Annotated in this window: 6 protein-coding genes; 3 read left to right on the top strand and 3 right to left on the bottom strand. The window is 61.8% G+C overall.

The genetic code is table 11. The annotated features are described in order from the left end of the window. Positions 1-1,120: IS91 family transposase (locus tag BLR85_RS26760; protein WP_244520889.1), on the top strand; the 1,120-nt coding region annotated here is incomplete at its 5' end. A gap of 560 nt (positions 1,121-1,680) precedes the next feature. Then, positions 1,681-3,183: a BCCT family transporter gene (locus BLR85_RS26755; RefSeq protein WP_093164578.1), complete on the top strand. Its 1,503-nt coding sequence runs from the start codon at positions 1,681-1,683 to the stop codon at positions 3,181-3,183. Between the two features lie 478 nt (positions 3,184-3,661). Here BLR85_RS26755 and BLR85_RS26750 read toward each other — a convergent pair whose 3' ends face one another. The 3 genes from BLR85_RS26750 to BLR85_RS26740 all read right to left on the bottom strand — a co-directional run bounded on the left by BLR85_RS26750 (position 3,662) and on the right by BLR85_RS26740 (position 8,081). After that, on the bottom strand, positions 3,662-4,792 hold the full coding sequence (locus BLR85_RS26750) for a NapC/NirT family cytochrome c (protein WP_093164576.1): 1,131 nt from the start codon (positions 4,790-4,792) through the stop codon (positions 3,662-3,664). Between the two features lie 82 nt (positions 4,793-4,874). Continuing rightward, positions 4,875-7,304, bottom strand: coding sequence for a trimethylamine-N-oxide reductase TorA (torA, locus tag BLR85_RS26745; RefSeq protein ID WP_093164574.1), 2,430 nt, complete (start codon positions 7,302-7,304; stop codon positions 4,875-4,877). Positions 7,305-7,433: 129 nt separating this feature from the next. Next, on the bottom strand, positions 7,434-8,081 hold the full coding sequence (locus BLR85_RS26740; RefSeq protein ID WP_139188577.1) for a TorD/DmsD family molecular chaperone: 648 nt from the start codon (positions 8,079-8,081) through the stop codon (positions 7,434-7,436). 806 nt (positions 8,082-8,887) lie between these two features. Here BLR85_RS26740 and BLR85_RS26735 point away from each other — a divergent pair. Beyond that, the coding region (locus BLR85_RS26735; protein ID WP_244520893.1) for a phage integrase N-terminal SAM-like domain-containing protein at positions 8,888-9,134 on the top strand (247 nt) is incomplete at its 3' end.

Below are 9,134 nucleotides of genomic sequence, written 5' to 3'. Positions count from 1 at the left end.
GCATGTCAGCCTGACCCAGCTCAAGGTGATGTCGGCAATAGAAGCCTGCCGAACCGAGGCGCTCGGCGGGCACGTCGCCGCGTGTAGCAAGTGCGGCCACCAACATGTCGCGTACAACTCATGCAAGAACCGGCATTGCCCGAAGTGCCAGGGCCCCGCGGCGCGCGACTGGATGGCGGCGCGAGCGGAGGATCTGTTGCCCGTCGAATATTTCCACGTGGTCTTCACCCTGCCGGCCGAGATCGCCCGCATCGCGTGCTGGAACAAGCGGGCGGTCTACGGCCTGCTGTTCCGCGCCTCGGCGGAGACCGTGACAACCATCGCCGCCGATCCCCGGCATCTCGGCGCCCGCGTCGGCATCACCAGCGTGCTCCACACCTGGGGCTCCGCACTGACCCACCATCCCCACATCCACATGATCGTGCCCGGCGGCGGGCTGTCGCCGGATGGCTCCCGATGGATTGCCTGCCGCCCTGGGTTCTTCTTTCCTGTGAAGGTGCTGTCGCGCCTGTTCCGACGGCTCTTTCTGGAAGCGCTGACGGCGCTTCATCAGGCCGGCAAGCTCGACTTCCACGGCGACATGGAGGGATTGTCCGACGGTGAAGCCTTCGCCACCTGGCTGGCGCCGTTCCGCAAGGCCGAATGGGTGGTCTATGCCAAGCCACCCTTCGGTGGCCCGGAGGCCGTGCTGGCCTATCTGAGCCGCTATACCCACCGCGTCGCTATCTCCAATTCCCGCCTGATCAGCGCCGACGCCGACACTGTTGCCTTCCGCTGGAAGGACTATCGGATCAAATCAGGCGACCGGCAGCGGGTCATGCGGCTGCAGACTGGCGAGTTCATCCGCCGTTTCCTGCTCCATGTCCTTCCCGACGGCTTTCACCGCATCCGCCACTACGGGCTGTTGGCCAACGCCAGCAGAAAGGCCAACATCGCCAGAATCCGCAACCTCCTCGACGCCAAACCGCCCGAGCCGGAACCGCAGGACAGTACAGAGACCGCCCCGCTCACCTTGCGCGAGCCGTGCCCTTGCTGCGGCGGACCGATGCGGATCGTCGAGATCTTCCGGCGTGGGCGAATCCCGTTATCCCGTGCACCACCTTGGGAGCAGGCCGCATGACCAAATGTCCATTCCCTTCGAAAATTCCACTCTGGTCCGAGCCTGCGACCCGGATCGAAATCGGTGCGCCTTACACACAGATCAGCATGCAACCACTGTATCAACGCAAAGATCGTCAGTCTGAATGGAAGACCAAGAACGTAGAAACGCGGTGCAGGCGCCTCAACCTCAGACCATTGCGTGGTTCGAAGTCAGCCGCCCGAAGTACCGACTGCGCGCTTTCTCCATAGACAGCAACAAGACCCTCGCGGCTTCCACCCTGGGAGGATTTCCAACGCGGGCCGAGGTCGCGCAAAGCCAAAACTCACGCCGCGCCCCGCATCAGAAATCCTTCACCCTTCCGGTCATTCGTCCGTGCGGCGACGAACGGCCGGAACGAGCCCGGAGAAACAAGACATCACTCACCAGGAACGTCTTCCTTGTCGCCAGCCTATGCCGGCAGATTGATCGTCAGTTCCGGCGAACTCATAGTGTAGACACGCTGCGGCTGCGGGTTGCTCGTCTGAGCACGAGCGGCCTACTGTGTTTGCGACATCGGCCGGGAGAATGGGGAGCTACAAGTGTCACAGCCGAATGGGAAAGGGCCCGGCAGCCTTCTTGTCATCGCCCTGGCTATCAGCGCCTCGATTGCCCTTTGGGGGCTCCTCGACCCGACCGGGCTAGGGGAACTGGCCTCGAAAGCCGTTTCCGTGCAGTTCGACAGTCGCGGGTGGTTCATCATGCTGGAAGCGAGTGGCCTTCTGTTCGTGGCCATCTTTCTTTCTCTTTCACGCTTTGGGCATATCCGCCTGGGCCCGGATGATGCCGAGCCGGAGTTCTCAACCCCGGCCTGGATCGCGATGCTGTTCGCCGCAGGGATGGGCGTAGGGCTCTTGTTCTATGGCGCTGCCGAGCCGCTGACTCATTTTGAAACGCTGCGCCAGTTCTCGCCCGACTCGAAGGCAGCCGGAGAGGCGCTCTTCGTGACCTATCTCAACTGGGGATTCCACGCCTGGGCCATCTACGGCGTCGTCGCACTGATCATTGCCTTTTTTGCCTTCCGCCGGGGCGGAAATCTCCTGTTGAGTGCGCCGCTTCTGGATGCACTGGGAACCGCACCCTGGGTGCGCGGGATGGCGTGGCTGTTCGACCTGCTCTCCATTGTCGCCATCGCCGTCGGCCTTGCCGGATCGTTGGCGATGGGGGTATTCCAGATTCAGGCCGGGCTCGCCGGCCTGCTTGGGGTGGAGGAACCTGCGACTCTAACGCTGCCGATCTTTGTCGCCATGTGCATTGCTTTCACCATTCCGCTGCGCCGGGATCTCGGAGACGGCATGGCCAAGCTCTCCAACGCCGCCATGCTGATTGCGATCGGACTCCTGGCCTATCTCGTGATCCTCGGGCCGACCTCCTACATCATGAATGGCATCGTCTCGGGTTTCGGGCGCTATCTGTTTCATGTCCTACCCGCCGGCTTCTCGACCGTGGAGTTTTTCGGCCCCGAGATCGTGAACTGGTTCCAGGACTGGACGCTGAACTACATGATCTGGTGGCTGGCATGGTCGCCTTTCGTGGGGATCTTCGTCGCCCGCATCTCGCGCGGGCGCACGATCCGTGAGTTCCTCGCCGGTGTCATCGTCGTGCCGACCCTCTTTTCGATCCTCTGGTTCGGCGGGTTCGGTGGGCTGGGCTTCTTCGATGCCCTGCGCCAGGAGGCCGCCCTGTCGGCGATCAACCAGCAAAATCTCGATGCGACGACCTTCGCGCTGCTGGAGAAGTTTCCACTCGACATGGTGACCCGCACCGCCACCGTGGTCGCCGCGTTCCTGTTCGTCGTAACAAGTGTCGTCAGTGCTGGCTTCACGCTGGCGATGATTGGCGCAGGAGGGGACGAAAACCCCTCTCCGCGCCTCCGCACGATCTGGGGTGGTGTGTTGGGCGCATTGGGACTGGCGATGATCTTCGTCGGGGATATCGGGGTGGTCCGTTCGATCATCGCCCTATCCGCCATCGCTTTCGTCTTCATCGTTCCGGTACTCGTGATTTGCCTGTTCCGCTCACTTGGCAGGGAGACCCGCTCATGATGGGGGCACCGCTCGATACCGTCCTGAACCTCATCGTCTTTGCCTATATCGGCTTTCTGATCTGGCTGGCGGCGAAACCGGATCCGTAAGGTTGGGTCGTGAAATCTACTTAGCGATAAATCTGCTGACTGATTGCCGGGGATCGAGCTTACCGCGGCGTTCTTGAAACCCGACGCCCGAACTGCACCCGCGAAGTTGGAGCTGTCCAGCGACATGGCGCAACGACGAAACCGGCCCAGACCTGCCCTTGGTGAGCATTGTAGCGGAAATCCGCTTTTCTTTTTCTGGTATCGCGTTTTGACGGTGGGTAGGACCTGGTCTGCGCCGCATTTTGAATCTGGCGATACCGTTCAGCGTCAGCCCCACGCACTTGTTCCGTCAGTGGCACCACCCATTCCGTCGCCCTTGACAGCGTTCCGGCGCAGCCGAGCGCGTTGATCTGACATTTCCGGAATATGAGCTGGCCGACGAACGACCGTTAGTTCGTCTGCCCGGCAATGTCGGAGGAGTGCAGCTGGAGGTAGCGCAGGACCAGCCGGCCTTCTTCGGCGGTGAGGCTGGTACGGGGCTGGTAGGCCTGCACATCGGCCTGCCACGCCAGAGCACCACGTGAACTGGGCGCTGCGGCGGAGTGGCAGACGCCGCACTGACTGACGTAGGTCGCGTTGGCAATGGCCCAGAGCGCGTCCTGGTCCGCGGTCAGATCCGCCGCGGTGATCCAGCCTTCGAGCGCGGTTTCGACCCAGTCTTGGTTGCCGTCGCTATAGAAACGGGTCTCACCCTTTTCGACCTGATCCACCGCGCTGCCCGAGATCGACACGTTGAGAATGCGATGTCCGAACATCGCGTACTGGCCGCGTGCAACCTCGCCGGCCTGCCAGCCCGACACGCGGACCTTCACGAAGTCTCCATCCCTTTCGAGCCTGCTCATCTTGACGCCCGGAAGCACCGTGCCGAGCTTATCGGCATCCGGGGCGGCGGCAGTGTGGAGCGGGGTTGTGCGCTTGGTCCAAACCGTGTCGGATTCTAGCGCCTCGGTGCCCTCCATGAACGCAACCGCCTGCTCGCGGGCGCGTTTCGCCAGATCCGGCATCTTGTGGGCGATGCCCTTGTGGCAGTCGATGCAGGTCTCACCCTTGGCAAAGCCGGCCTGCATCTGTTCGGCGGCTTCCGGGTCCTGGGCGTGAAAATCCATCGCCTGATCGGAGTGGCAACTTCGGCACTCACGAGAATCCGTCGCCTGCATGTAGTCCCAGACACGTTCGGCCAGCACCAACCGGTGCGCCTCGAACTTCTCCGCCGTGTCGATCTTGCCGGTGGCCCAGCCATAGAGCTCGCGCGTGGCCTTGATCTTGTCCACGATCTTTGGACCCCAGGCCTCGGGCACGTGGCAGTCCGCGCACTGCGTCTGCACGCCCGAGGCGTTGGAGTAGTGCGCCGTTTCCTTGTATTCCTCGTATACGAAGTCGCGCATCTCATGGCAAGAAATGCAGAATTCGGTCCGGTTGGAATACTCCATGGCGGTGTGGAACCCGCCCCAGAGCAAGATGCCGGCGACGATGCCGGCAAGCAGCACGCCGCCGAATGCAAATCCGAATCTACCCGCCATGATGCGCTTGTCCTCTTTTTCCAGAATCTTGAAAGACGGGCGCCGTCTGGCGCCCGTCCGTTCCTATCGTTGCGTGGTCCCGTCAAACGACAGGATCGTAGGTCGTGACCGACGGCACGTCGCCGGTGTACTTCTCGACCTCGGCCAAGATCGTATGCCCGCAGTTGCCCTGTGCCAGGCTCGATGTCCCGATGTCGGGTGCCAGCACGTTGACGTCGCCCTGCTTGCACAGCGTACCGATCACTCCGGGTTCGGCCGGATCGTACCAGCCGCCCTCGGACAGGCGGATATGGTTCGGACTGAGCGTGTCCGAGATCACCGCGCCCGCAAGGCACTGACCGCGATCGTTGAAGATCCGAACGATATCGCCATCGGCAATACCGCGGGCTTCCGCATCCGCCGGGCTGATGTACATCGGTTCCCGACCCTGCACTTTGTAGGCGTCGTGAAGCGCGGTGTTGTTGTCGAGTTGCGAGTGCAGCCGGTATGTCGGGTGCTGCGTGTTGACGTGCAGCGGATACTTGTCCGACATCGCGCCGCCCAGGCGTTCGATCGGCTCCATCCAGGCGGGATGCGGCGGGCAATCGTCATAGTTGTAGCCCTCGATCCGCCGCGAATAGATCTCGAACATGCCCGACGGAGTCGCAATCGGGTTGAGCAGCGGATCCTCGCGGAAACTGGCGTGGGTGACCTCGTACTTGGCTGCCTCGGTGACCGGAAACTCCTGGTAGAAAGTCTCGTTCCAGAAGGTCTCGAAGTCGGGCATCTCCACGCCCTTCTTCTCGGCATCCTTGAGACCTTCGGCATAGATATGCTCAAGCCAGCCAGCCTCGTCACGGCCCTCGGTGAACTCCCGCTCGAAGCCCAGGCGTTTCGAAATCTCCGCAAAGATCTCGAAGTCCGACTTGGATTCGAACAGCGGTTCGATCGCCTGTTTCATGGCGACGATGCCGACGTTCTGTTCGCTGACCATCGACATGTCGTTCTTTTCGAAGTTGGTGCAGACGGGCAGTACGATGTCGGCAAACCGGGCGGTCTGGGTCCAGTTGATCTCGTTGACGATAATCGTTTCCGGCTTCTGCCAATACTCGATATGCTTGTTGCGGTCCTGGTGGTGGTGCATCGGGTTGCCGCCCACCCAGTAGACAAGGCGCAGATCGGGTGCGGTGTAGCGCGTGCCGTCGTAGTCGTATTCCGCGCCAGCGTTTCCCATGACCCATGGGACTCGCGAGACCGGAATCGGTGCCGGCAGACCCTCGGGGGTTTCGCCTGCCGGGAAGCCCGGGAAGATCGGCGCGGTGCCCTTTGGTGTGCCATAGTTGGCATAGTGGATCTGGAAGTCCGCACCTCCGCCTGGCAGCGCGGTGTAGCCGAGCATGCAGGCAAGCGTGAATGCCATCCATGGCCCTTGTTCGCCATGGTGCTGACGCTGGATCGACCACCCCATGTTGATCATGGTGCGCTTGGAGGCCATCAGGCGGGCAAGTTCCCTGATCTGCTCGGCATCGACGCCACAGATCTCGGAGGCCCAATCCGCCGTTTTTGCCGTGCCGTCCGACTCGCCGGTCAGATAGGCCGAGAACTCCTCGAAGCCGACGCAATAGTCCGCCAGGAACGCCTTGTCGTGCAGATCCTCTTCGAGCAGCGTGTGGGCGACGCCGAGCATCATGGCGACGTCCGTACCCTGCCGCGGCGCGATCCAGTCGCTCTCCAGAAGCTGGGCGGTGTCGTTGCGGATCGGGTCGACCACGATGGTCTGCTTGCCGGTCGCCTTGAAGTCGTTGAGGTATTTCAACCCTGCGTGGTCCGGCACCTTCCAGCCGATACGGCAGTTGAGCGCCGGGTTGGCGCCCCAGAAAACCAGCAACTCGGTGTTCTCGATGATGGCGGGCCAGGTCGACGATGTTGTCGGACCACCGTTCACGTAGGGCATGATCACCCGGATTGCGCCGGTCGAATAGGTTTGAACGTCGTTCACGAAGCCGCCGTGCAGGTTCAGCGTGCGGTAGAGGTTGTTGAAGCAGTTGTGGAACAGACCCGGCGTCTTCCAGCCGTAGGAGCCGCCATAGATGCTGCCGTTGCCGTGGGTTTCCTTGACGCGTTTGAGTTCGGCGGCCACGAGATCCAGCGCCTCTTCCCAGCTTACGCGGACGAATTCGCCCTTGCCGCGCTCCGTCCGGTCGCTCTCGTGGCCGTTCTGGAGGAAGCCCTTCCGGACCATCGGGTATTTGATGCGTGTCGGCGAATAGACCCAGTCGGGCAGGGTCTCGAACATCTTGTTCGGCACATGATCCTTCTCGTGCGCCGTCATGCCGACTATGCGGCCGCCTTCGACCTTGGCATAGCCAAAGCCGTAGTGCGAACCATTGATGACATCGCCATCCGCCATCATGCCGCCGACCGCCGCATGGGCCGGCCGCAGAAGCGCCGGTGCGATGAGGGTGCCCGCGCCGAGCGCCGTGAGTCCTTTCAGGACCGAGCGGCGGGATGCAAAGAAACTGTGCGTACTCATCGGGATTTCTCCGTTGGATGGTTGTCTGATGTGGTGCTGATCATCGTCTTGAGCGAACAAAACCCGTGCAGGGGCGTAGCTCCGGACGTTCGTCTTGCGCCTCCGGGAATCGTTTCGATCCCGGAGGCCTCAATTGGGACGGATCAGGCGTCTCTGTTCACGGCCCAAGGCGCTTTTCAGCACCCGGGCAGCGGCGGCATAGAAGCCGCTGGTGTCGCGCTCGATACACAAGTCGCAGAACTTTGGTCCCCACAGGAACAGGTGCCGGGTGAGCAACGCGTGCTGGCCCTGTTCTGCGTGAGGATCCCCGGTAGTGTTGGCCCGGTCGGCCAGCAAGGCGAGGAATTCCAGTTCCACGGCGATATGATCGGCCGGCTCAGACCAGCCGTCGGCGTTCAGCCCGTGGTCCTGCAACAGGGCCGCGATCTCGCTCGTCGCCTCCTGGCAGATCCGGCCGTTTTCGCTTGTGTAGACGGATTCGTAGACCGGCACCTGCGCGTGCCTGTCGGCCCCCAGAAAGAGCCGCGCGAAAGCCACCGCCAGATCAAGCGAAGTCCCGTCCGGATCGCTCCAGCTTTCGCTCAGGGCGATCATCCCGGCCATCGACTCGGAGAGTTCGGGCACGGTCGCCAGTTGCGCAAGCATCTCGCGCCCTTCGGCTGAACGATACCCCGCCAGCGTCTCGGGCGAGGGCTCGCGCTTCAGCAAGCTCGATAGCCACAGGTAAAGCGTCGGACGAAAGTCTACGACACACTCGGACGAGATCGTGGTATCCACACTTGTATCATACCGGCGAGGATTGCTCTGGGGACGCCGGATTTGCCGTTAGCGACGATGCTCCTTTCGAAGCGTCAACGTCAACGAGCCAAAGTGTCTCGATCAACGCAAGAAAGCCCGCAACCGCGCCCGATCGGGAGGTGTAGTTTCGCGAAGGCTGGACCGGATTCACTGCACAAATCCAGTAGTTACGATTAGGCGAACGCCCAAGCCTGCTTCTCCCTGCTATCATAGGACGAAGCGGCCCTTTGACAACAGGTCGCTTTGGAGGCTTGGTTCGCAGTTGGCCTCGATGAAGAAAGTCCGTTGTGGTTGCGCTAAAGTTGGCGCCCGCAGGCGGTGCACTTGCCATCAAACACCTTGGGCCTTCCGATGCGGCGCCGTCACGGCCAGAGTTGGACAATCCAATTGGGTGGAAACGAACGGCGGTGCCATCGAAGCCGTACAATCGGATCTTCTTACGCGGATCACATTCGGGAATGCCATCCCCATTTGAGACGCAAACGCCGTACTGCCAGGGACCGGCTGTTCACCCAGTCCGTAGCGAACGTCGGCTGTCCGCCCTTGTTGCGGAATGCTGCACTGGCGAGGACCGAAATCTCTCGCTCGCAGCGAAGGTCCGCACAGTCGGCAAACTAACCTTTCGATCCTGGTCGGCGGCGACCGGACCTCCCGCGCCAGCGCGAACGGCAGTGAACTGCGCGAGCACTAAATCGCTTCGCGATAATGGCTCTGAGTGGCTGTCGTTGCGCTGAACTGGGATTTGTTTCGCGGATTTTGATGCTGGGTGTGTGCTGTTGGTCGAGGTGATCTTGCCTCGATCGACAGAGGGTTTTCGCATGACCATTCAGCATCCTACACCGACCACGCCGCTTCGCGCCCGGATGATGGCGGATATGTCCGCGCGCAATCTCGGCCCTGCCTCGCAGACCAGCCACTTGCGGGCCTGCAAGCGATTTGCAACCTGGCTCGGGCGATCTCCGGAGGCGGCATCGCCGGATGACGTGAAGCACTTTCAGCAGCATTTGATCGAGAGTGGGACGAGTATCTGCA

This window comes from Aliiruegeria lutimaris, from assembly GCF_900099935.1.
Taxonomy (GTDB): domain Bacteria; phylum Pseudomonadota; class Alphaproteobacteria; order Rhodobacterales; family Rhodobacteraceae; genus Tropicimonas; species Tropicimonas lutimaris.
The sequence above is the reverse complement of the archived record's forward strand: the minus strand, read 5'-3'. Positions and strand labels throughout refer to the sequence as shown.

Bases quoted from the DNA above. Each gene is read 5' to 3' on its own strand.
- torA (WP_093164574.1), bottom strand. From the start codon at position 7,304: ATGAGTACGCACAGTTTCTTTGCATCCCGCCGCTCGGTCCTGAAAGGA.
- BLR85_RS26750 (WP_093164576.1), bottom strand. From the start codon at position 4,792: ATGGCGGGTAGATTCGGATTTGCATTCGGCGGCGTGCTGCTTGCCGGC.